This is a genomic window from Streptomyces sp. CB00316 (genome assembly GCF_001905595.1).
Taxonomy (GTDB): Bacteria; Actinomycetota; Actinomycetes; order Streptomycetales; family Streptomycetaceae; genus Streptomyces.
The window spans coordinates 259,601-285,725 of record NZ_LIXI01000002.1; the positions used below are offsets into that span (position 1 = coordinate 259,601).

At 75.2% G+C, this 26,125-nt stretch carries 2 protein-coding genes and 1 pseudogene; all 3 read left to right on the top strand.

All coding sequences use genetic code 11. The annotated features are described in order from the left end of the window. Window positions 1–238: 238 nt before the first annotated feature. The 3 genes and pseudogenes from AMK21_RS05305 to AMK21_RS05315 all read left to right on the top strand — a co-directional run bounded on the left by AMK21_RS05305 (window position 239) and on the right by AMK21_RS05315 (window position 26,073). Window positions 239–13,978 (top strand): type I polyketide synthase, encoded by a 13,740-nt coding sequence (locus AMK21_RS05305; RefSeq protein WP_073874686.1) that lies wholly within the window; start codon window positions 239–241, stop codon window positions 13,976–13,978. A gap of 87 nt (window positions 13,979–14,065) precedes the next feature. Beyond that, a pseudogene (locus AMK21_RS05310) lies at window positions 14,066–19,456 on the top strand (SDR family NAD(P)-dependent oxidoreductase); the annotation flags it as partial. 110 nt (window positions 19,457–19,566) lie between these two features. Next, the gene (locus tag AMK21_RS05315; protein WP_420712470.1) at window positions 19,567–26,073 is read left to right on the top strand and encodes a type I polyketide synthase; all 6,507 of its coding nucleotides are present in this window, start codon (window positions 19,567–19,569) and stop codon (window positions 26,071–26,073) included. Window positions 26,074–26,125 lie beyond the last annotated feature (52 nt).

Below are 26,125 nucleotides of genomic sequence, written 5' to 3' on the forward strand. Positions count from 1 at the left end.
CGTGAACACCGCCCCGACCAGCCAATTCCTCCCCGGTTCCCCGAGTGATCCACAGGTTTCCTTTCCCTGGCACGGGCGCTCTCCGGTAATCATCCGGGGAAAGCGGACGGAGATTCACGCGTTGCCGGGCCGTGACCGACTTCCTGGAATTCATGTATCGAATACGGATACGGTTCGGGGCGAACATGTGATCGTCAGCCAGAGGCGATTTCCGTCGCGGGAAAGGCAGTCGAGCGAAATGACGAGTGAGCCACGTTCCGAGGTCAACGGCCCGCACCGGGGACGGTCCGAGCCCATCGCCGTGGTCGGCCTGTCCTGCCGACTGCCCGAAGCCTCCGGCCCGGCGGCCTTCTGGGAGCTGCTGCTCGAAGGCCGGGACGCCCTCTCCGACATGCCTGCCGACCGCTGGGAGTCGATCTCGGGCGACACGATCGACGGAATCCGCCGGGGCGGATTCATCGACGGCATCGCCGACTTCGACGCCTCCTTCTTCGGCATCTCGCCCCGCGAGGCCGTCGTCATGGACCCGCAGCAGCGCCTCCTGCTGGAGCTCACCTGGGAAGCGCTGGAGGACGCCGGTATCGTCGCCGCGACCCTGGAGTCCAGCGCGACCTCCGTGTTCGTCGGCACCGCTCGCGAGGACTACACCAGCCTGGTCTACCGGCAGGGCTCCTCGGCCATCACCCAGCACACCGTGACCGGCACGCACCGCGGCATCATCGCCAACCGGGTCTCCTACGCGCTCGGGCTGAACGGCCCCAGCCTCACCGTGGACACCTCCCAGTCCTCCTCCCTGGTCGCCGTCCACCTCGCGTGCGAGAGCCTGCGCACCGGCGAGTCCGACATGGCCCTCGCGGCGGGCGTGAACCTCAACATCCTCGGCGAAGGGATCGGCGGCGCCGAGCAGTTCGGCGGCCTCTCCCCCGACGGCCGCTCCTTCACCTTCGACGCCCGCGCCAACGGCTACGTACGCGGGGAGGGCGCGGGCGTCCTGGTCCTCAAGCCGCTCTCGCGGGCCCTCGCCGACGGCGACCGGGTCCACAGCCTGATCCTCGGCAGCGCCGTGAACAACGACGGCGCGACCCCCGGGCTGACCGTGCCCAGCGCCGCCGCGCAGGAGCGGGTGATCCGCCTGGCCCGGGAGCGGGCCGGGGTGGAGCCGGACGCGATCCAGTACGTCGAACTCCACGGCACCGGGACCCCGGTGGGCGACCCGATCGAGGCCGCCGCGCTCGGGGCCGCGCTCGGCACCCTCAAGGCGGACGGCGATCCCCTGCGGGTCGGGTCCGTCAAGACGAACATCGGGCACCTGGAAGGCGCCGCCGGCATCGTCGGCCTCATCAAGACGGTCCTGTCCATCCGCCACCGGATGCTCCCGCCGAGCCTCAACTTCGAGACGCCCAACCCGAACATCCCCTTCGGCGAGCTGAACCTCGCGGTCAACGAGCGGCTGAGCGCCTGGCCGCGCCCCGACCGCCCGCTCACCGCGGGCGTGAGCTCCTTCGGCATGGGCGGCAGCAACTGCCACGTCATCCTCACCGAGGCGCCGGACCGGCCGGCGGACCCGGCGGCGGACCCCGCCGGATCCCCGGCGCGGCCCTCCGCCGCCCTGCCGGTGGTGGTCTCCGGGCGGACCCCGCAGGCGCTGGCCGCCCAGGCCGCCCGGCTGGCCGCCCATGTGGCGGCCGACGAGCACGTGACGCCGGCCGCCGTCGGCCGCTCGTCGGTCTCCATCCGGTCACTGTTCGCTCACCGCGGGGTGGTCCTGGCCGCCGACCGCGAGGAACTGCTCGCCGGGCTCGGGGCGCTGGCCGGGCGGCTGCCCGCCGCGGGCGTGGTCTCCGGCAGCGAGGCGGGCGGCCGTCTGGGGATGGTCTTCACCGGCCAGGGGGCCCAGCGGGTCGGGATGGGAACGGAGCTGTACACGGCCTTCCCGGCCTTCGCCGCCGCCTTCGACGAGGTGTGCGCGCACCTCGACCCGCTGCTGGAGCGCCCGCTCCGGGAGGTGATCGCCTCGGGCGAGGGCCTGGACCTGACCGGCTCCACCCAACCCGCGCTGTTCGCGGTCGAGGTGGCGCTGTTCCGCCTGTACGAGTCCTGGGGCGTGCGCCCCGACTTCCTCGCCGGGCACTCCATCGGCGAGGTGTCGGCCGCCCATGTGGCCGGGGTGCTCACGCTGGCCGACGCGTGCGTCCTCGTGGCGGCCCGGGGCCGGCTGATGCAGGCGCTTCCCGAGGGCGGCGCCATGGTCGCGGTCCAGGCGTCCGAGGCGGAGGTGCTGGCCGCCCTGTCCGGCCACGAGGCCGCGGTGTCCCTGGCCTCGGTGAACGGGCCCGCCGCCGTCGTGCTCTCCGGCGACGAGGCCGCGGTGCTGGAGGTCGCGGGCGGTCTGCGCGAGCGGGGGCACAAGACGAAGCGGCTCACGGTGAGCCACGCGTTCCACTCGGCCCACATGGACGGGATGCTCGACGCGTTCCGCCAGGCGCTGGCGCCGTTGTCCTTCCACCCGCCGCGCATCCCCGTCGTCTCCACCGTGACCGGTCAGGTGGCGGCGGACGGCCTGCTGGAGTCCCCGGAGTACTGGGTCGAGCAGGTGCGCCGGCCCGTCCGGTTCCTGGAGGCCGTGCGCACCCTGGAGGCCGAGGGCGCGCGCACCGTCGTGGAACTGGGCCCCGACGGGGTGTGCTCGGCGATGGTGGCCGAGAGCGTGCTCGACCGGGACGCCGTCCACGCCGAGCCCGCCCTGCGCGCGGGCCGGCCGGAGGACCGTACGGTCGGCGCGGCGCTCGCCCGGGCCTTCGTCCGGGGTGCGCGGGTGGACTGGGACGCGGTGTTCGCGGGCACCGGGGCGCACCGGGTGGAGCTGCCGACGTACGCCTTCCAGCGGGAGCGCTACTGGGTGACGGACCTGGCGGCTCCGGCCGCCGGCTCCTCCCCGGGGGCGGGTGCCGCCACGGCCGGCGCTCCGGCCCCCGTGGCCGCCCGCCCCACGGCGGGCACCGCGGCGGGAGACCGCTCGGCGGCCGACCTGGTGGCGGCACACGTCGCGGCCGTCCTCGGATACGGTCCCGACCGGTCCGTGGAGACGGATCTCCCCTTCCGTGACCTCGGGTTCAGCTCACTGATGACCGTGGAGCTGCGCACCGGCCTCGCCGAGGCCACCGGGCTGCGGCTGCCCTCCGGTCTGCTCTTCGACCACCCGACGCCGGCGGCCCTGGCGGAGTTCATCGGCGCCGAACTCCAGGGCTCCGGCGGTGGCCAGGAGGAGGAACCCCTCCTGGCCACCGGCTCCGACGAGCCGATCGCCATCGTCGGCATGGCCTGCCGCTACCCCGGCGGCGTCGCCTCGCCGGAGGACCTGTGGCGGCTCGTGGACGAGCGCGGCGACGCGATCACCCCCTTCCCGACCGACCGGGGCTGGGACGAGGACCTCTACGACCCGGACCACGAGCGCTCCGGCAAGTCCTATCTGGGCGAGGGCGGCTTCCTGCACGACGCGGGCCGCTTCGAGCCCGGCTTCTTCGGCATATCGCCGCGTGAGGCGCAGGCCATGGACCCCCAGCAGCGGCTGCTGCTGGAGACCGCGTGGGAGTCCCTGGAACACGCCGGGCTGGTGCCGCGCACGCTGCGCGGGACCCGTACGGGTGTCTTCGTCGGCGCGACGACCGGCGACTACGGGCCCCGGATGCAGGACGCTCCGGAGAGCGCCGAGGGGCACCTGCTCACCGGGACCACCCCCAGCGTGATGTCCGGGCGCATCGCCTACCAGTTCGGCTTCACCGGCCCCGCGGTGACCGTGGACACGGCCTGCTCCTCCTCCCTGGTCGCCGTGCACATGGCGGTGCAGTCGCTGCGGCGCGGCGAGTCCGGCCTCGCTCTGGCGGGCGGGGCGGCCGTCATGTCCTCCCCCGGCATGTTCGTGGAGTTCTCCCGGCAGCAGGGGCTGTCGCCCGACGGGCGGTGCAAGTCCTTCGCCGCCGGCGCCGACGGCACCGTCTGGTCGGAGGGCGTCGGCCTGCTGGTCCTGGAGCGGCTCTCCGAGGCACGCCGCAACGGACACCGGGTCCTGGGCCTGGTCCGCGGATCGGCCGTCAACCAGGACGGCGCCTCCAACGGCCTCAGCGCCCCGAACGGCCTCTCCCAGCAGCGGGTGATCCGGCAGGCGGTGGCCGACGCCGGTCTGACCGTCACCGACGTGGACGTGGTGGAGGCGCACGGCACCGGTACGTCGCTGGGCGACCCGATCGAGGCCGAGGCGATCCTCGCCACCTACGGAAGCGACCGGGAGGGCCGGGAACCGGTCCTGCTCGGCTCGCTGAAGTCGAACATCGGGCACGCGCAGGCAGCGGCCGGCATCGGCGGGCTCATCAAGATGGTCGAAGCGATGCGGCACGGCGTCGTACCGGCCACCCTGCACGTGGACGAGCCGACCCCGCACGTGGACTGGTCGTCCGGCACCGTCGCGCTGGTGCGCGAGCACCGGCCGTGGCCCCGCACCGGTGCGCCCCGGCGGGCCGGTATCTCCTCCTTCGGAATCAGCGGGACCAACGCGCACGTCGTCGTCGAGCAGCCGGACCCGGCGGACGCGCCGCCTCCCGCAAAGACGCACCCCGTGAAGACGCACCCCGTGGAGACGGCCGCCACCGAGGCGCCCGCCACCGAATCGTCCGCCGTGGACGCGGCACGGACCCCCTGGCTGCTCTCCGCCCCCGACGCCGACGGCCTGAAGGCCCAGGCGGCGCGCCTGCGGGAGTTCGTGACGGCCCGTCCAGAGCTGCGCCCCCAGGACGTGGGGCTCTCCCTCGCCGCCACCCGCACCCTCTTCGCCCACCGGGCGGTCGTCCTCGGCACAGCCGGTGAGGCCGGTTCCGGCGCCGAGGGCCGCCTCGCCGCCCTCGCCGCGCTCGCCGACGGCACCGCCTCGCCGCAGGTGGTGCGCGGCTCGGCCGCGGAGCCGGGCCGCACCGCCTTCCTCTTCACCGGCCAGGGTGCGCAGCGGGCCGGGATGGGGCGCGAACTCCACGCGGAGTCAACGGTGTTCGCCGAGGCCTTCGACGCCGTGTGCGCGGCCGTCGATCCGCACCTGGACCGCTCGCTGCGCGACCTGGTCTTCGCCGACGAGGACTCCCCGGACGCGGCGCTGCTGCACCGGACGCGCTACACCCAGCCGGCCCTCTTCGCCGTGGAGGTGGCGCTGTTCCGGCTGGCCGAGCACCAGGGCCTGGCCCCGGACCTGCTGGCCGGCCACTCGGTCGGTGAGCTGGCCGCGGCCCATGTGGCCGGGGTGCTCTCCCTCGCCGACGCCGCCACGCTGGTGGCGGCCCGGGGCAGGCTCATGGAGGAGGCGCGCTCCGACGGTGCCATGGTCGCGATCCAGGCCGGGCCCGACGAGGTGGTCGCCACGTTCGGCGCCGACGCCGACGCCGTCTCCCTGGCTGCGGTCAACGGGCCGCGGTCCGTGGTCGTCGCGGGGGACGAGGCCGTGGTGGAGCGGATCGAGCGGGAGTGGCGCGAGCGCGGTCACCGCGTCCGCAGGCTCCGGGTGAGCCACGCGTTCCACTCGCCGCACATGGACGGCATCCTGGAGGAGTTCCGTACGGTCGCGCGCTCCCTGACCTTCCACGCGCCCGCCGTCCCCGTGGTGTCGACGGTGACCGGGGCACCGGCCGAGCCGGAGCTGCTGCGCTCGCCCGACTACTGGGTCGACCAGATCCGTGCCACGGTGCGGTTCCACGACACCGTACGGTCCCTGTACGAGCAGGGGGCGACCCTCTTCGTGGAGCTGGGGCCGGACGCCGTCCTCACCGCCATGGCACGGGAGTCGCTCGCCGACGCGGGCGCCGACGGCGCCACCACCTGTGTCGCCCTGGCCCGCGCCGGCCGGCCGGAGGCCGACACCTACACCGCCGCCATCGCCGCGGTCCAGGCCGCCGGGGCCGCCTTCGACCTGGCCGCCCTCTTCCCCGGCGCAGAGCGGATCGGCCTGCCGACGTACGCATTCCGCGGAACGCACTACTGGCTGGCCCCCGGCGCCCGTACCGACGTCCCCGGGCTCGGCCTCGACGCCTCCGGGCACCCGCTGCTCGGCGCCTCGGTCGACGTGGCGGGGGGCGACGGGGAGACCGTCCTCACGGGCCTGCTCTCCCTGCGCACCCACCCCTGGCTGGCCGACCACGTCGTCGAGGGCAGCACCCTCCTGCCCGCCACCGCCTTCCTGGAGCTGGCCTTCGCCGCCGGGGAGCCGACGGGGGCGGACACCGTCGACGACCTGACCCTGGAGGCGCCGCTGGCCCTCACCGGGCGGGACTCCGTGCGCGTCCAGATCAAGGTCGCCGCCCCGGTCGCCGACGGCGGCCGGCCCTTCACCATCCACTCCCGCCCGGTCACGGCCACCGGTCAGCCGTGGACACGACACGCCACCGGGATCCTCTCCGCCGCCGCGGACCCGTCCCCGGACGCCGAGCGGGGCCCCTGGCCGCCCGCCGGGGCACTCGCGCTGCCGACCGAGGACCTGTACCAGGAGCTGGACGGCCTCGGATACTCCTACGGCCCGGCCTTCCAGGGGGTGCGCGCGGTGTGGCGCCTCGGGGACGAACTGCTCGCCGAGGTCGCGCTGCCCGACGGCCGGCAGGAGCACTCCGGCCGGTACGGCGTGCACCCCGCGCTGCTCGACGCCGCGCTGCACCCGCTGCTGCCCGGAGCGGCGGACGGCGGGAGCCCGTCGGAGATCCGGCTGCCGTTCGCCTGGGACGGGGTCCGGCTGCACGCGGCCGGAGCGGCCGAGGCCCGGGTGCGGATCACCCCGGCCGGCCCGGACACCGTCTCCCTGGCCGTCACCGACCGGGCCGGGGAGCCCGTGGTGACCGTCGCCTCGCTCACCCTGCGACCGGTGGCCCGGGCGGCGTTCGCCGAGGCCGCCGTGGTCCGCGAACCCCTCTACGCCCTCGACTGGCCGGTGGTCGCCGCGGGCGAGGTCCCCGAGTGGACCCGTACGGAGCTGACCGGCCTCACCGGGCAGGAGACGGCGGCCGTCGACCCGGCCGACCTCGTCGTCCTGACCCTCACGAAGGTCCCGGGCGCCGTGCCCGGCACGGCCCGGACCACGACCGCGCGGGCGGCTGCGTTCCTGCGGGAGTGGCTGGAGTCGGAGCGGTTCGAGCGGTCCCGGCTGGCCGTGGTGACCAGCGGTGCCGTGGCGGCGGCCCCCGGGGAGGACGTGACCGACCTGGTCCACGCCCCGCTGTGGGGGCTCGTGCGCTCGGCCCAGACCGAGCACCCGGGCCGGATCGTCCTGGTCGACCTCGACGGGCACGGTGACGCGCACGCCCTGGTGGCCGGTGCCGTGGCCACCGGAGAACCGCAGATCGCCGTCCGCGACGGGGAGTTCCGCGCCCCGAGGCTGGCCCGGGCCGCCGCCCGGACCGCACCGCCGGTACGCTTCGCGGCCGAGGGTACGGTCCTGGTCTCCGGCGGCACCGGCGGACTCGGCGCGGTCCTGGCCCGGCACCTCATCACCGAGCACGGCGTACGACGCCTGCTCCTGCTCAGCCGCCGGGGACCCGACAGCCCCGGCGCCGACACCCTCCGCCAGGAACTCACCCGACTCGGCGCCCACGTCGACCTCGTGGCCGCCGACGCCGCCGACCGCGACGCCCTCACCCGGGCCCTCGCCACCATCCCCGGCGAACACCCGCTCACCGCCGTCGTCCACACCGCGGGCGTCATCGACGACGCGACGATCGCCTCCCTGACCCCGGAACAGCTCGACAGCGTGCTCCGGCCCAAGATCGACGGTGCCTGGAACCTCCACGAACTCACCCGCGACCACGACCTCACCGCCTTCGTCCTCTACTCCTCCATCGCCGGCACCATCGGCACCCCCGGCCAGGCCAACTACGCCGCCGGCAACACCTTCCTCGACGCCCTCGCCCACCACCGCCACGCCCACGGCCTCCCCGCCGACTCCCTCGCCTGGGGACTGTGGGACGCCTCCACGGGCATGGGCGCCACCCTCTCCGGGGCGGACCTGGCCCGCTGGACCCGTACCGGCGTGCTCCCGCTCTCCGAGGAGCAGGGCCTGCGCATGTTCGATACGGCGCTGGGCACGGACGCCCCGCTCACCGTCGCCGCCGCGCTGGACCCGGCGCGGGCCGCGGGCTCCGGCCTGCCGCCTGCCGTGTGGCGCGGCCTGGTCCGCACCCGGCGTACCGCCCGTACGGCAGCGGCGGCGGACGCCTCAAGCTGGGCGGCCCGGACGGCCGCACTGCCCGAGGACGAGCGCGGCCCCGCCGTGCTCCAGCTCGTCCGCGACTGCGTCGCCACGGCGCTGGGCCACACCTCCGGTGAACAGGTCGACGCCACCAAGGCGTTCAAGGAGCAGGGCTTCGACTCCCTCACAGCCGTCGAGCTGCGCAACCAGCTCGGCACCGCCACCGGGCTGCGGCTGCCCTCCACCGTGGTCTTCGACCACCCCAACCCCACCGCCCTGGTCACCCATCTCCTGGGCCTGGTCCCGGGACAGGACCAGGCAGGGGCCGCGACCCCGGGCAAGGCCGCGAAGGCACGCCGGGGCAAGCGCTCCGGCTCGGCCGACGAGCCGCTGGCCATCGTGGGCATGGCCTGCCGGTACCCGGGAGGGGTCCGGTCGCCGGAGGACCTGTGGAACCTGGTCACCTCGGGCACCGACGCGATCAGCGGCTTCCCGACCAACCGCGGCTGGGACCTGGAGCGGCTCTACGACCAGGACCCGGAGCACACCGGTACCTCGTACGTACGCGAGGGCGGGTTCCTGCACGACGCCGACCTCTTCGACCGTGACTTCTTCGGCATATCGCCGCGCGAGGCCACCGCCATGGACCCCCAGCAGCGGTTGCTGCTGGAGACCGCCTGGGAGACCTTCGAGAGCGCCGCGATCGACGCGACCTCGCTGCGCTCCACCAACACCAGCGTCTTCGTCGGTTCCATGTACGACGACTACGCCTCCCGACTGGCCTCCGTACCCTCCGAGTTCGAGGGCTTCCTGCTCGTCGGCAACACCTCCAGCGTCATATCGGGCCGGCTGGCGTACACCTTCGGGCTCGAAGGCCCGGCGGTCACCGTCGACACCGCCTGCTCCTCCTCCCTGGTCGCCCTCCACCTCGCGGCCCAGGCCCTGCGCTCGGGCGAATCCGATCTGGCGCTGGCCGGTGGTGTCACCGTGATGGCGGGACCGGGATCGTTCGTCGAGTTCAGCCGGCAGCGGGCCCTGTCGACCGACGGCCGCTGCCGGTCCTTCGCCGCCGACGCCTCCGGCACCGCGTGGAGCGAGGGGGTCGGGCTGCTTCTGGTGGAGCGGCTCTCCGACGCCCGCCGCAACGGCCACCAGGTCCTCGCGGTGCTGCGCGGCTCGGCCGTCAACCAGGACGGGGCGAGCAACGGGCTCACCGCGCCCAACGGCCCCGCCCAGGAACGGGTCATCCGTCAAGCCCTCGCCGACGCCGGCCTCACCCCAGCCGACGTCGACGCCGTCGAGGCCCACGGCACCGGCACCACCCTCGGCGACCCCATCGAGGCGCAGGCGCTGCTGGCCACGTACGGCGCCGAGCGGGAGCCCGGACACCCCCTGCTGCTCGGGTCGCTGAAGTCCAACATCGGCCACGCCCAGGCCGCGGCCGGTGTCGGCGGGATCATCAAGATGGTCCACGCCCTCAGCCACGCCCACCTGCCTCCCACCCTCCACGCCGACAACCCCACGCCCCACGTCGACTGGGACACCGGCACCCTCGAACTCCTCACCCGGCCCCGCGACTGGCCCGAGACCGACCGCCCCCGCCGCGCCGCCGTCTCCTCCTTCGGGATCAGCGGCACCAACGCCCACGTCATCCTCGAACAGGCACCGCCCGTCAAGGAGGAGGCCCGGAAGAACGCGGACGGGCCCCGCCCGGAGACCGGTACGACGGTTCCGTGGCTGCTCTCGGCGAAGTCCGAGGACGCGCTGCGCGCCCAGGCGGACCGGCTGCGGCAGTTCGTGACCACGAGCCCCGAACTCCTGCCGTCCGACCTCGGCTTCTCCCTCGCCACCGGCCGGATCCGGCACGAGCACCGGGCCGCCGTCGTCGGAGCGGACCGCGAGGAGCTGCTGCGCGGCCTGGCCGCGCTGGCAGCGGGAGAGGACGCCGCCGGTGTGGTGCGCGACGAGGGCGGCCGAAGAGGCAGGACCGCCTTCCTCTTCACCGGCCAGGGCAGCCAACGAGTGGGTATGGGAGCCGAGTTGTACGCCTCCTTCCCGGTCTTCGCCGCAGCCTTCGACGAGGTGGACGCGCACCTCGAACTGCTTCTGAAGGACGTGGTGTTCGGCGGCGGGGACGGACTGAACCGGACCGCTCTCGCCCAGCCCGCGCTGTTCGCGCTGGAAGTGGCCCTGTTCCGGCTCGTGGAGTCCTGGGGCATCACCCCTGACCTGCTGATGGGCCACTCCATCGGCGAGTTCGCCGCCGCCCATGTCTCGGGCGTGCTGTCCCTCGCCGATGCCTGCACCCTGGTGGCCGCCCGCGGCCGGCTGATGGACGCGCTGCCGCAGGGCGGGGCGATGCTGGCGGTGGAGGCCGCCGAGGAGGAGGCCGACCTGCCGGACGGGGTGAGCCTGGCCGCCGTCAACGGCCCCCGGTCGGTGGTGGTCTCCGGCGACGAGGAGGCCGTGGCCGCGCTGGAGGCGCGGTGGCGCTCCGAGGGCCGCAAGGTCAAGCGGCTCGTCGTCTCGCACGCCTTCCACTCCCCCCTCATGGACGGGATGCTCGACGCGTTCGCGCAGGTGGCGGAAGGGGTGACCTTCCACCCGCCGAAGGTGCCCATCGTCTCGACCGTCACCGGTTCCCTGATCGACGACGAGGCCCTGTGCACCCCCGACTACTGGGTGGCGCAGATCCGGCAGGCCGTCCGCTTCGCCGACGGCGTCCGCACGCTGGAGTCCGAAGGGGTCACCGAATACCTGGAGCTGGGCCCCGACGGTGTCCTCTCCGCGCTGGTGGAGCGGTGCCTGACGGCTCCGGCCGGATCGGTGGCCGCACTGCTGCGGGCCGGCCGGCCCGAGCCGCGGACCGTCGTATCGGCCCTGGCCCTGTCCGCGCTGCGGGGAGCCCGCACCGACTGGAGCGCCGTCCTCCCCGGCGCCCGCCGCACCCCGCTCCCCTCCTACGCCTTCCAGCGGCAGCGTTACTGGCTCACGGCCGGGGACACGAAGGGCGAGGCCGCGGACTTCGGCCTCGACTCCACCGGGCACCCGCTGCTCGGCGCGGCGGTCGAGGTGGCGGGCGGCGAGCTCGTCGTCCTCACCGGCCGGGTCTCGCTGCGCACCCACCCGTACCTCGCCGACCACGCCGTCATGGACCGGGTCCTGCTGCCCGGGACGGCCTTCGTGGACCTGGCCCTGACGGCCGCCCGGCGAGTCGGTCTCCCCCTGCTCGACGAACTCACCCTCACCGCCCCGCTGGTGCTCGGTACGGACGACGAGGCGCAGCTGCAGATCACCGTCGGCGCCCCCGACGAGGGCGGCCGCCGGCCGGTCTCCGTCCACTCCCGGCGAGCCGGCTCCCGCGCCGAGGGCGACGAGCCCTGGACCCAGCACGCCGAGGGCGTGCTCAGTCCGGGCGGGCCGCCCTCCCCGGCCGACGGGGACACCCGCGCGCCGGCCGGCGTACTGGAGATCGACCTCACCGACGTGTACGACCGGCTCGCCGGGCAGGACTACCGGTACGGCCCCGCCTTCCAGAACCTGCGGCGGCTCTCCCGCCTCGGGGACGACCTGTACGCCGAGGTCGCATCCGGCGGTGAACACCCGGCGGGCGGAGCGGGCTTCACTCTCCATCCGGCGCTCCTGGACGCGGTGCTGCACGCACTGCTCCCCGGCGTCGCGGGCGTGGCCGACCGGCCCATGGTGCCCTTCTCGTGGTCCGGTGTCAGCGTGCCGGCGGCTCCCGTCGACGCGCTCCGGGCCCGGCTGACCCTGCGCAAGTCCGACGACACGGCCGTCGCGGTCGGCCTCACCCTGACCGACGGGGCGGGGCTGCCCGTGGCCACGGTCGACGAGCTGCTCCTGCGTCCGCTGTCTCCCGAGGACCTGCCGGTGGCGGGCGACCGGCCCGCCGAGGGACTGTTCGGGCTGAGCTGGGAACCCGTACCGCTCGACCGGACGGCAGGGGCGGACGAGGACCGGGTCGTGCTCGGCCGGACGCTCGACCTGCCCGGAGCCCGTACGCACACCGACCTGGCGGCTCTGCGCCGGGCGGTGGACGACGGGGAGCTCACGCCCTCGGCCGTACTGCTGCCGCTGGAGCCGCCCGCCGGCACCGGTGGTCTGGCGGAACGGGCCCGGGCCGCCCTGGCCGGTGTCCTCGCCACCGTGCGGGAGTGGCTGGCCGACGAACGGTTCGCCGACACCCGCCTGGTCGTGGTGACCCGGGGCGCCGTCGCCCCGGACGGGGAGGACGCCACCGACCTGGTGCTGGCCGGTGTCTGGGGCCTGCTCCGGTCGGCCCAGGCCGAGCAGCCGGGGCGGATCGTGCTGGTCGACACCGACGAGAACCCGCTCAGCCGGGACGTCCTGGCGGCGGCCCTGCGCACCGACGAGACCCAGCTGCTGCTGCGGGCCGGCGAGGCGTTCGTACCGCGCCTCACCCCCGCCGAACCCCCCGCCCCGGGCGTGGCCGGCCCCGACTGGGGACGCGGTACGGTCCTGATCACCGGCGGCACCGGCGCACTCGGGGCGATCCTGGCCCGGCACCTCATCACCGAGCACGGCGTACGACGCCTGCTCCTGCTCAGCCGCCGGGGACCCGACAGCCCCGGCGCCGACACCCTCCGCCAGGAACTCACCCGACTCGGCGCCCACGTCGACCTCGTGGCCGCCGACGCCGCCGACCGCGACGCCCTCACCCGGGCCCTCGCCACCATCCCCGGCGAACACCCGCTCACCGCCGTCGTCCACACGGCCGGTACGACGGATGACGCCACCGTCATGTCGCTCACCCCGGAGCAGCTGGACGGTGTCCTCCGGCCCAAGATCGACGGCGCCTGGAACCTCCACGAACTCACCCGCGACCACGACCTCACCGCCTTCGTCCTCTACTCCTCCATCGCCGGCACCATCGGCACCCCCGGCCAGGCCAACTACGCCGCCGGCAACACCTTCCTCGACGCCCTCGCCCACCACCGCCACGCCCACGGCCTCCCCGCCGACTCCCTCGCCTGGGGACTGTGGTCCGACACCAGCACCCTGAGCTCCCACCTGTCGGACGCCGACGTCCAGCGCCTGGCCCGGCTCGGGCTGAAGCCGCTGAGCTCGGCGGAGGGCACCGCGCTCCTCGACGCGGCGCTGCGCCTGGACCGTCCCGTACACGCCCTCACCCGGATCGACAGGGCGGCGCTGCGCACCGCACAGCAGCTCCCCGCCGTCCTGCGGGGCCTCGCACCGGCCGCCGCACCGGTCCGGAGCCAGGCACCGCTCGCCGAGCGGCTGGCCCAACTGCCGCCCGCCGAACAGGAAGCGCTCGTCGCCGATCTGGTGCGGGCCAAGACCGCGGCCGTCCTGGGTCATGCCGACCAGTCGGCGGTCGCCGCCACCCGGGCCTTCAACGAGCTGGGGTTCGACTCGCTCACCGCGATCGAGCTGCGCAACCAGCTCGGCACCGCCACCGGGCTGCGGCTGCCCTCCACCGTGGTCTTCGACCACCCCAACCCCACCGCCCTGGCCGCCTATTTGCTGGAGGAGCTCGCCCCGGCGGCCGGACCCGCGGCCCCGTCGGCGGCCACGGCGGTCCTCGCCGATCTCGACCGGCTGCTCGGCGCCCTGCCGGGCGCGCTGTCCGACGCCGACGCCCAGGGCCGCATCGCCGCGCGGCTCAGAGAACTTCTCGACCTGGCGGACCCGGTGGCCGGCACCGACGAGGACCTGGACGGCGCGACCGACCAGGAACTCTTCGATCTCATCGACGAACTCGACTGAGAAGAGGTGGGCCGGGCCCCGACGCCCGGCCCGCCTCGCCGCACGCACCGTCCCCTTCCGCACACGAACCTGGAGCTGAGAGACGTGACCGCCGAGAACCAACTCCGCGACTACCTCAAGCGCGCCACGGCCGACGCGCGCGCCTCTCGCAAGAGACTGCGAGAGATCGAGGAGAGACAGCAGGAGCCGATCGCGATCGTCGGCATGGCCTGCCGCTACCCCGGCGGCGTGCGCAGCCCCGAGGACCTGTGGCGGATCGTCGCCGACGGGGTCGACGCGGTCTCCTCCTTCCCCGAGCACCGCGGCTGGGCGGAGGACCTCTACGACCCCGACCCCGAGGCGGTGGGGCGCTCGTACACCCGCCAGGGCGGATTCCTGCACGACGCCGACCTCTTCGACCCCGAGTTCTTCGGGATGTCGCCGAGGGAGGCGTTGGCCACCGACCCGCAGCAGCGGCTGCTGCTGGAGACCGCGTGGGAGGCCTTCGAGCGGGCCCGGATCGTCCCGGACTCGGTACGGGGCAGCCGTACGGGTGTGTTCGTGGGGGCGATGTACAACGACTACGGCTCCCGGCCCCATCTGCCGCAGCAGGAGTTCGAGGGCTATCTGTACAGCGGCAGCGCGGGCAGTGTCGCCTCGGGCCGGCTGGCGTACACCTTCGGGCTCGAAGGCCCGGCGGTCACCGTCGACACCGCCTGCTCCTCCTCCCTGGTCGCCCTCCACCTCGCGGCCCAGGCCCTGCGGCGCGGCGAGTGCGACCTGGCCCTGGCCGGCGGAGTGACGGTGCTGGCCACGCCGATGCCGTTCGTCGAGTTCTCCCGGCTGCGCGGCCTGTCGCCCGACGGCCGCTGCAAGTCCTTCGCCGAGGAGGCCGACGGCACCGGCTGGGCCGAGGGCGTGGGGCTGCTGCTGGTGGCCCGGCTCTCCGACGCGCTGCGCGACGGCCGACGGATCCTCGCCGTGGTCAAGGGCTCGGCGATCAACCAGGACGGGGCGAGCAACGGGCTCACCGCGCCCAACGGCCCCGCCCAGGAACGGGTCATCCGCCAGGCCCTCGCCGACGCCGGCCTCACCCCAGCCGACGTCGACGCCGTCGAGGCCCACGGCACCGGCACCACCCTCGGCGACCCCATCGAAGCCCGCGCCCTGCTCGCGACCTACGGCAAGGAACGGCCCGAAGGCCAACCGCTGCTGCTCGGGTCGCTGAAGTCGAACATCGGCCACGCCCAGGCAGCCGCGGGCGTCGGCGGGATCATCAAGATGGTCCACGCCCTCGACCACGCCCACCTCCCCCGTACGCTGCACGCCGACAACCCCACCTCCCACATCGACTGGGACACCGGCACCCTCGAACTCCTCACCCGGCCCCGTGACTGGCCCGAGAACGACCGCCCCCGCCGCGCCGCCGTCTCCTCCTTCGGGTTCAGCGGCACCAACGCCCACGTCATCCTCGAACAGGCTCCCCCCGTCGAGGAGGAGGCCGGCAGCGCGCCGGCGAGCCCGGACGGGCCGCCGCAGCCCGTGCCGCTGGTCCTCTCCGGCCGGGACGGACAGGCCCTGGCCGACCAGGCCCGGCTGCTGCTCGACCGGCTGGCGGAGGGCACCGACCCGGTGGCGGACATCGCGTACGCCCTGGTCACCACCCGGGCGACGCTGGACCACCGGGCCGTGGTGACGGGCACCGGCCCGGCCGAGCTCGGTGAAGCCCTGACCGCCCTGGCCGAGGGGGCGACCGCCCCGAACCTGGTCCGCGGCGTCCGGCGCACGGAGTCCCGCAGCGCCTTCGTCTTCCCGGGCCAGGGCTCCCAGTGGGAGGGCATGGCAGCCGAACTGCTGGACACCTCACCGGTGTTCGCCGCCAAGCTGGCCGAGTGCGCGGCGGCGCTGGAACCCTTCACCGACCGGGACCTCCTGGAGACCCTGCGGGCGGGCGCGCCGCTGGAGCGGGTGGAGGTCGTCCAGCCCGCGCTCTGGGCGGTCATGGTGGCGCTGGCCGAGGTGTGGCGCTCCCACGGGGTGCGGCCCGCCGCCGTCATCGGGCACTCCCAGGGCGAGATCGCCGCCGCCTGCGTGGCCGGGGCGCTCTCGCTGGAGGACGGCGCCCGCATCGTGGCGCTGCGCAGCCGGGCCATCGCCGAGGACCTCTCGGGGCGCGGCGGCGGCATGATGTCGGTGGCCCTGCCCGAGGACCAGGTGCGGGAGCTCATCGCCGGTTACGGCTCCAGGGTGTCGGTCGCCGCCGTCAACGGGGCCGCCTCCGTGGTGCTCTCGGGCGACGGCGACGCCCTGGACGAGGTGCGGGAGACGGTCCGGGCCTCCGGCGACCGTGCCAAACGGCTCCCGGTGGACTACGCCTCGCACGGCGCCCACGTGGAAGGCATCCGCGAGCGGCTGCTCACCGACCTGGCGGGGATCGAGGCCCGGCCCTCCGAGGTGCCGTTCTACTCCACCGTCACCGGCGGCCTGTTCGACACGACCGGGCTCGATGCCACGTACTGGTACACCAACCTGCGCCAGAGCGTGCTGTTCGAGCCGACCACCCGCACCCTGCTCGGTGACGGCCACGGTGTGTTCGTCGAGTGCAGCCCGCACCCCGTGCTGCTGCACAGCATCGAGGAGACCGCCGACGCCTCCGGGGTCACGGTCACCGGCATCGGTTCGCTGCGCCGTGACGACGGCGGGCCCGAGCGCGTCCTGACCTCGCTGGGCGAGGCGTTCGTCGCCGGCGTCCCGGTCGACTGGGCGACCCGGTTCGCCGGGACGGGCGTACGTCAGGCCGAGTTGCCCACGTACCCCTTCCAGCGGGAGAGGTACTGGCTGGAGCCGTCGGCGAGCGCCCTCCGCGCCGCCGGCTCCGGCGCCCCGCAGCATCCGCTGCTCGGCACCGCGCTGGCCGTGGCGGGCAGCGACGAGTTCCTGTTCGCCACCGCGATATCGCTGGGGACCCACCCCTGGCTGGCCGGGCACACCCTCGCGGGCAGCGCGGTCCTCTCGGCGCCCGCGTTGGTCGAGACCGTGCTCGCGGCGGGCTCCGTGGCCGACGCTCCGGTCCTGCGGGAGCTGACCGTACGGGCCCACCTCGCCGTCCCCGAGACCGGCGAGCTGCCCCTCCAGGTGCGGGTCGGCGCCCCGGACGGCGAGGGTCACCGGCCGGTGACCGTACACGCCCGGGCCGAGGCCGACTCCGCCGACTGGACGGAGCTGGCCACCGGGACCCTGACTGGCGAGCAGGACCCGGCCGCCGCCCCGGAGCCGGTGCCCGCCGAGGCCGCCGAGGCCGTGGACGTCCGGCTGCCGGAGGAGTACGCGCCGGAGGCCGGCGCCTTCGGCCTGCACCCGGAGCTGCTCCGGGCCGCCCTGGCCGGGGCCCCGGGCTCCGCGGCCGGAGCGACGCTCGTCGACGCCGAGTGGCGCGGGGTACGCCTGTACGCCCCCGGCGCCACGGCGGTGCGGGCCCGCTTCCAGGCGGCGGGCGGGGGGACCCTCTCCCTGCTGCTGACCGACCAGGACGGCAGGCCCGTCGCGACCGTGGAGTCCGTGCTGCGGCGCGCGCCCCGTCCTGCCGAACTCGTGGGCGGGCCGGGCCCGCTGCGCGCCCTCCACCACGTCATCTGGACGCCGTCCGGGCTGCGTGCTCCCGCCCGGCCGGTGGCCTGGGCGGTGCTGGGGTCCGACGGTGGCGCGGCGCGGGACGTGCCGCACCACGAGGACCTGGCCGCCGTCGGCCGGGCCATCGGCTCCGGGACGTCCGTACCGCTCCTGCTCACCCGCCCGCACCCCGCCGAGGACGCCGACACCCTCGCCGGCCTCCACGAGGAGACCGGTGCGGCCCTGTCGCTGCTCCAGGGCTGGCTGGCCGACGAACGCCTCGCGGACACCCGGCTGGTGATCGTCACCCAGGGTTCGGTGCACGCCGCCGAAGGGGACCGGCTCCGGCCCGGCGCGGCGGCCGTCCGGGGCCTGGTCCACTCGGCGCAGTCGGAGAACCCGGGCCGGATCGTGCTCGTGGACGCCGACACCGAGGAGGTCGCACCGGAGCTGCTGTCCGCTCTCCTCGCCTCCGACGAACCGCAGGCCGCCGTCCGGGACGGCCGGCTCCTGCTGCCCCGGCTGGCCCGCGTGCCCGCCCCCGCCGAAGACACCGGGCCGACCCCGTCCTGGCGGCCGGACGGAACCGTCCTGGTCACCGGCGGCACCGGCGCACTCGGTTCGGCGGTCGCCCGCCACCTCGTCACCGAACACGGCGTCGGCCACCTGCTGCTGGCCGGGCGCCGCGGTGAGGAGGCCCCTGGGGCCGGCCGGCTGCACGCCGAACTGACCGCGCTCGGCGCCTCGGTGCGGATCGCCGCCTGCGACGTCTCCGACCGGGACGCCCTCGCGTCGCTGCTCGCCGAGATCCCCGCCGAGCACCCGCTGACCGGTGTGGTGCACACGGCGGGGGTCCTGGACAACGACCTGCTGCCCGCCCTGACCGCCGACGGGCTGGACACGGTCCTGCGGCCCAAGGCGGACGCGGCCTGGCACCTGCACGAGCTGACCCAGGACGCGGATCTCTCCGCCTTCGTGCTGTTCTCCTCGGTCGTCGGCGTGTTCGGCGGCCCCGGACAGGCGAACTACGCCGCGGCCGGAGCGTTCCTGGACGGCCTCGCGCACCACCGCAGAGCGCTCGGCCTGCCCGCCGTCTCGCTGGCGTGGGGCCTGTGGGAGGTGGAGGGCGGGATCAACGCCGGCCTGACCGCGGCGGACCGGACCCGCTTCGTCCGTGAGGGGTTCCTCCCGGTCGGTACGGCGGAGGCGCTGTTGCTCTTCGACGCGGCCCTCCCGCTGGAACCGCCCGCCGTGACCGCGACCCCGTTCGACCTGGCGGCGCTGCGGGCCGGTACACGCGTCCCGCCGCTGCTGCGGTCCCTCGTACCGGCGTCGGGCCGCCGCGCGGCGAGCGGCGACGGAGCCTCCTTCGCCCAGCGGCTCGCGGAGCTGTCCGACACCGACCGGCGCACGTACATGCTCGACCTGGTGCGCGGCGAGGTGGCCGGAGTCCTCGGCTTCCGCGACGCGGGCGCGGTCGACGCGGGCCGTGCCTTCCAGGAGCTCGGCTTCGACTCGCTCACCGCGGTCGAGCTGCGCAACCGGCTGGGCGCGGCGGCGGGCGTCCGGCTGCCGGCGACGGTGGTCTTCGACCATCCGACGCCGACGGCGCTCGCCGGGTTCCTGCTGGCGAAGGCCGCGCCCGACAGCGCCACCGAACGGCGCGCACCGGCCCTGGCCGAGCTGGACCGGCTGGAGGAGATCCTCGCGACCGTGGCGGACGACGAGGGGCGCGCCACGGTCACGGTCCGCCTCCAGACGATCCTGGCGCGCTGGATGGAGGCGTGGGGCACGCCCGCCGGCTCCGAGCCCGTGTCCTCCCTGGAGTCGGCCTCGACCGACGAACTCCTCGACTTCATCGACAACGAGCTCGGCCGGGCCGGCGGCTGACCCCCGCCCGGTCCCGCGTCCCGCGGAGTTCCGCGAAGTCCCGTGAGGCTCCGCGAAGTCCGCGCCCTCCCGCCCCGCCCTCACCGCCCGCACCGACGTCACGAGGAGATGTGAGCCGTCCCATGCCCGATGAGAAGAAGCTCGCCGAATACCTGAAGTGGGTCACCGCCGACCTGCAGAAGGCCCGCCACCGCATCACGGAGCTGGAGTCCGGGCGGAGCGAGCCCATCGCCATCGTGGGCATGGCGTGCCGCTATCCCGGCGGTGTGGCATCGGCCGACGACCTGTGGCAACTGGTCCGGGACGGCCGTGACGGCATCTCGGAGTTCCCCACCGACCGCGGGTGGGACCTGGACGGCCTGTACGACGCCGACCCGGACACGCCCGGTACCTCGTACACCCGGGAGGGCGGGTTCCTGGACGGGGCGGCCGACTTCGACGCCGGCTTCTTCGGCATCTCCCCGCGTGAGGCGGTCGCGATGGACCCGCAGCAGCGGGTGCTGCTGGAGACGGCCTGGGAGACCTTCGAGCAGGCCGGGATCGACCCGACCTCGCTGGAGACCTCCAAGGTCGGGGTGTTCGTGGGCTCGGTGGACCAGACGTACCTCGGTCTGGAGGGGCCCTCGGACCTGGAGGGCTACCTGATGACGGGCAAGCTCAGCAGCGTCGTGTCGGGGCGGGTCTCCTACTCGCTCGGCTTCGAGGGCCCGGCGGTGACGGTCGACACCGCCTGCTCCTCGTCGCTGGTGGCGCTGCACCTCGCCGCGCAGTCGGTGCGCAGCGGCGAGTCGTCGCTGGCCCTGGCCGGCGGGGTGACGATCAGCGGGACGCCGGGCGGGTTCGTCGACTTCTCGCGGCAGCGCGGGCTGGCCGAGGACGGCCGGTGCAAGTCCTTCGCGGGGGCTGCCGACGGGACGAGCTGGTCGGAGGGTGTGGGGCTGCTCCTGGTGGAGCGGCTGTCCGACGCGGTGCGGCGCGGCCACCAGGTGCTGGCGGTGCTCCGGTCGACGGCGGTCAACCAGGACGGCGCGTCCAACGGGCTGACCGCGCCCAGCGGTCCGTCCCAGGAGCGGGTGATCCGGCAGGCGCTCGCGGAGGCCCGGCTGGACTCCTCGGACGTGGACGCGGTCGAGGCCCACGGCACCGGTACCCGGCTCGGCGACCCCATCGAGGCGCAGGCGCTGCTGGCGACCTACGGGGCGGCGCGTCCGGCGGCACCGCTGTGGCTGGGCTCCCTGAAGTCGAACATCGGGCACTCCGTCGCGGCGGCCGGGGTGGGCGGCGTGATCAAGATGGTGCAGGCCATCCGGCACGGGATCCTGCCCCGCACGCTCCACGTCGACGAGCCCACCCCGCTGGTCGACTGGTCGGCGGGTGCGGTGGAGCTGCTCACCGAGGAACAGGCCTGGCCGGAGACGGGCAGGCCGCGGCGGGCCGCCGTGTCCGCGTTCGGCGTGAGCGGCACCAACGCGCACGTGATCCTGGAGCAGGCACCGCGGCCGGAGGAGCCGGTGGCGGACGCGGCCGCCGGGGGGACGGAGGGCGCCGGGGAGCTGCCGGTCGCGGCGTGGGCGCTGTCGGCGAAGGCGGCGGACGGGCTGCGGGCCCAGGCCCGTCGGCTGCTCTGCCACGTCGAGCGGCACCCCGGCCTCTCCGTACCGGACGTCGCCCACTCGTTGGTGACCACCCGGGCCGCGCTGGAACACCGGGCCGTGGTGGTGGGCACGGACCGCGATTCGCTGCTGGACGGGCTGCGCTCGTTCGCCCTGGACGAGGCGGGCTCCTCCTCGCCGTCGGACGTGGCGCGGCCGGGCAGGCTGGGCTTCCTCTTCACCGGCCAGGGCAGCCAGCGGCCGGGGATGGGGCTGGAACTGCACTCCGCCTATCCGGTGTTCGCCGAGGCGTTCGACGCGGTGTGCGCCGAGGCCGACCCGCATCTGGACCGCCCCCTGCGTGAGGTGATCGAGACCGGTGACCGGCTGGACGAGACCGGGTACGCGCAGCCGGCCCTGTTCGCCTTCGAGGTCGCGCTGGCCCGGCTGGCCGAGTCGTGCGGTGTGCGGCCCGACTTCGTCGCCGGGCATTCGGTGGGCGAGCTGGCCGCCGCCCATATCGCGGGCGTCCTGAGCCTCGCCGACGCGACCGCCGTGGTCACCGCCCGGGGCAGGCTGATGCAGGCGCTGCCGGCCGGCGGGGCGATGGTGGCGCTCCAGGCGACGGTCGACGAGGTGGAGCCGCTCCTCGCCGCCCGCGCGGGGCGCGTGGGCATCGCGGCGGTCAACGGGCCCTCCTCGACGGTGGTGTCGGGCGACGAGGACGTGGTCGCCGACATCGCCGCGACCGTACGGGCCTGGGGTCGGGCCACCAAGCGGCTGACGGTCAGCCACGCCTTCCACTCGCCGCGGATGGAACCGATGCTGGAGGAGTTCGGCAAGGTGGTGCGCGGGGTGGCCTTCGGCGCCCCGGCCGTCCCGCTGGTGTCCTCGGTGACCGGCCGGATCGCCACCGAGGAGGAGCTGCGCTCCCCGGATTACTGGATCGACCAGGTCCGCCGGCCGGTGATGTTCCTGGAGGCGGTGCGCACCCTCGCGGCGCAGCAGGTGAACACGCTGCTGGAGGTGGGCCCGTCCGGCGTCCTGTCGGCGATGGTCGACGACTGCCTGCCCGGCGACGGGGCGGTCCTGCCGGTGGCCGCCGTACGGTCCGGCCGGCCCGAGCCGCACGCCGTGGTCCACGCGCTGGGCCGGCTGTGGAGCGCGGGGGTGCCGGTGGAGTGGACGGCGCTCTTCGCCCCGGCGGGCCCGCGCCGGGTGGAGCTGCCGACCTACGCGTTCCAGCGGGAGCGGTACTGGGTGGAGGCGGCGGCCCCCGTCGAAGGCCCGCGCTCCGACGGGCCGGTGGCGGACCATCCGCTGCTGGACGCGGTGGTCGAGGTGGCAGGCCGCGACGAGCTGGTGTTCACCGGCCGGCTTTCGGCGCGGTCCGAGCCCTGGTTCGAGGGGCACCGGCTGTTCGGCTCCCCGGTGGTGCCCTCGTCGGCGCTGCTGGACATGGTGGTGCGGGCGGGCGACGAGGTGGGCTGCACGGTCGTCGACGAGCTGGTGGTGAGCCGGCCGGTCGCCCTGCCCGAGCGCGATCCGCTGCGGGTGCAGATCACGGTCGGCCCGCCGGACGGGGCCGGTGCGCGGCCCTTCACCGTGCACACGGCGGGTGAGGGGGTGCGTCCCGCGTGGACGGCCTGTGCCTCGGGAGTGCTCGGTACGGGTGGCCGCGCCCTGCCCTTCACACTCGGCGCGTGGCCGCCCGCCGACGCCGAGGCACTCCCCGTGGCCGGAGAGGACGGGGCCGGAGAGGACCAGGACGGGGCCGGTTCGCCGTCCGGGCCGAGGACCGCCCGTCCGACCGCGCTCTGGCGCCGGGAGGGCGAGCTGTTCGCCGAGGCCCGGCTGGAGCCGGGAGCGTCCGCCGACGGCTTCGGGCTGCACCCCGCGCTGCTGGACGCCGCACTGCGGGGCGCCGGGCTCGCCTCCGGGCAGCCGGTCGCCGTGGCCGAGTGGCGGGGCGTACGGCTGCACGCGGTGGGCGCCTCCTCGGTCCGGGTGCGGATCACGCCGGGCGAGGAGGGCACGGTGGCGCTGCTCGTCGCGGACCCGTCGGGCCGGCCCGTCGCGTCCGCCGAGTCGGTCCTGGTCCGCCCGGTGACCGAGGACGCGGTGGTCACCGCGCGGACGCGGCCTCAGGACTCCCTGTTCGAGGTCGGCTGGAAGCCGCTCGCGCTCCCCCCGCGCAGCGGGGACGCCGCCTGGGCGGTGCTGGACACCGGCAGTGGCGACCTCGGGCTCTCCCGCGGCCAGCGGTTCGACGACGTGGACGCGGCCCTGGACTCACCCGGCGCGTTCGGTGCGCTGCTCGCGCCGTTCGTGTTCCCGCAGGACGGTGCCGTGCCCGCGGGGGTACGGGAGGCCACCGGGCGGGCGCTGGCGCTGGCGCAGCGGTGGCCGACGGACGACCGGGCCGCCGACACCCCGCTGGTGGTGGTGACCCGGGGCGCGGTGAGCGCGGGCGGGTCGGGCGTGACCGATCTCGTCGCGGCGCCGCTGTGGGGTCTGCTGCGGTCGGCGCAGTCGGAGATGCCGGGCCGGATCGCCCTGGTCGACCTCGACGACGACCCGGCCTCGGTGGCGGCGCTGGCGTCGGTGATCGCCTCCGGCGAGCCGCAGGCGGCGGTCCGCGGCGGTGCGGCGTTCGTACCGCGCCTGGAACGGACCACGCCGCCGCGGGAAGGTCGCTCCGCCACGGAGGCGGCGCCCGGACCGTGGAACTCCGGCGGGACCGTGCTGATCACCGGAGGCACCGGCGCCCTCGGCGCGCTGTTCGCCCGCCACCTGACCCGGGTGCACGGCGTCTCCCACCTGCTGCTCGTCAGCCGCAGCGGCCCGGCAGCCCCGGGCGCGGGCGCGCTCGCCGACGACCTCGCCCGGCTCGGCGCGAAGGTGACCATCACCGCCTGTGACACCGCCGACCGGCAGGCGCTCGCCGCGCTGCTGGCCGCCATCCCCGCCGAGCACCCGCTGACCGGGGTGGTGCACACCGCGGGTGTGCTCGACGACGCCCTGATCCCGGTGCTCTCCCCCGAGCAGCTGGAGGGCGTCCTGCGGCCCAAGGTGGACGCGGCGTGGAACCTGCACGAACTGACGGCCGGTCATGACCTTTCGGCGTTCGTCCTGTTCTCCTCCATCGCCGGGGTCGTGGGCGGCCCCGGCCAGTCCGGGTACGCGGCGGCCAACGTCTTCCTGGACGCCCTGGCGGCGCACCGCGCCGAGCAGGGGCTGGCCGCGACCTCGCTCGCCTGGGGGCTGTGGGACTCCGCGCACGGCATGGGAGGGCACCTGAGCGCGGCCGACCTCAAACGGATCGCCCGTACCGGTCTGCTGCCGGTCACCGAGGAGGACGGCCCGCGCCTGCTGGACACCGCCCTCGGCCTGCGCCGTCCGGCTCTGGTGGCCTCGCCCCTGGACGTGGCCGCCCTGCGCGCCCGGCCCGGCGAGACCCCGGCCGTCTTCGGCTCACTGGCCCCGGCCGCGCGCCGCGGCTCCGTATGCGAGGACGGCGACGGGCCGGGGTCGCTGGTGGAGCGCCTCGGAAGCCTGCCGGAGGGGCGGCGGCAGGAGGGCGTGGCCTCGTTCGTACGCGGCCAGGTCGCCCTGGTGCTGGGCCACGCCGATCCGGACACCGTCGATGTGGACCGGCTCTTCTCCGAGCTGGGCTTCGACTCGCTCGTCTCGGTGGAGCTGCGCAACCGGCTCAACTCCGCGACGGGACTGCGGCTTTCGCCGTCCGTGGTCTTCGAGCACGCCACGCCCGCCCTGCTGACGAAGCACCTGCACTCCGAGCTGTTCGCCGGGGAGCGGGAGGAGGCCTCCCAGGGCCGCGCCACGGTGGACTTCGCCGCCGAGGTGCACCTGCCGGAGGACGTGCGGCCGGCCGCCGAGGTGGTCCGCGTGGCGGCCGACCCCCGCGAGGTGCTGCTGACCGGGGCCACCGGGTTCCTGGGCGCGTTCCTGCTGCGCGACCTGATGCGGTCGACCACGGCACGGGTGCACTGCCTGGTACGCGGGGAGGACCGGGCCGACGCGGAGCGCCGGCTGCGCGAGAGCCTCGCGTGGTACCGGGTGCTGGACGAGGTCGACGAGGACCGGATCTCGGTCGTCGTCGGTGACCTCACCGCACCGGGCCTGGGGATGGGCGACGCCGTCTTCGACGATCTGGCCCGCCGGGTCGACGTCGTCCACCACGCCGGGGCGACGGTGAGCTGGCTGCGGCCCTACACCGAGCTGCGGCAGGCCAACGTGGCGGGCCTGCGGGAGGTGTTGCGGCTGGCCGCCCGGCACCGGACCGTGCCGGTGCACTACGTCTCGACGACCGGGGTGTTCCCCGCCCCGGAGCCCGGCACCCGCCCCGTGCCCGCCCGGCCCGGCGACCCGACCGGCCCCGCCTCGTCCCTGTGGAACGGCTACCTCCAGAGCAAGTGGGTGGCCGAGCAGGTCATCGAGGTGGCCCGGGACCGGGGGATGCCGGTGTCGGTGTACCGGGTGGACGTGGTCTGCGGCGACCGGCACACCGGCGCCTGCCAGACCCGCGACTTCGTCTGGCTGAGCCTGAAGGGGCTGCTCCAGGCGGGCGCGGTGCCCGACCGGCTCGCCGGGGTGTTCCACATGGTGCCGGTGGACTACGTCAGCGGGACGATCACGACCCTCGCCGCCGACCCGGCGGCCGTCGGCGGGACGTACCACCTCTACAACGAACAGACCCAGCCCTTCGCCGAGTTCGTCGGCCACCTCAGGGCGGCCGGGTACGAGCTGCCCGAGGTGACCTGGGACGCGTGGCGCAAGCTGGTGCGGTCCGATCCCGGGAACGCGCTCACCCCGCTGCTGCACGCCTTCGACGGCGCCATGGCCGGTGACGGGAGCGAGACGTACCCGCCGATGGACGTCTCCGCGACAAAGGCCGCCCTCGCGGGCAGCGGAGTCTCCTGCCCGCCGGTCGACCGCGAACTGTTCGCGAAGTACGTCGACTTCTTCGTGGACGCCGGCTACTTCCCGGCGTCCGGTGCCTGAGCCGTACGAGGCCGAACCCGTCGGCCCGACCTACCCGAGGAGCAGTGACCAC

Excerpts from the sequence above, each read along its gene's own strand:
- AMK21_RS05305 (WP_073874686.1), top strand. The coding sequence starts at position 239 with ATGACGAGTGAGCCACGTTCCGAGGTCAACGGCCCGCACCGGGGACGG.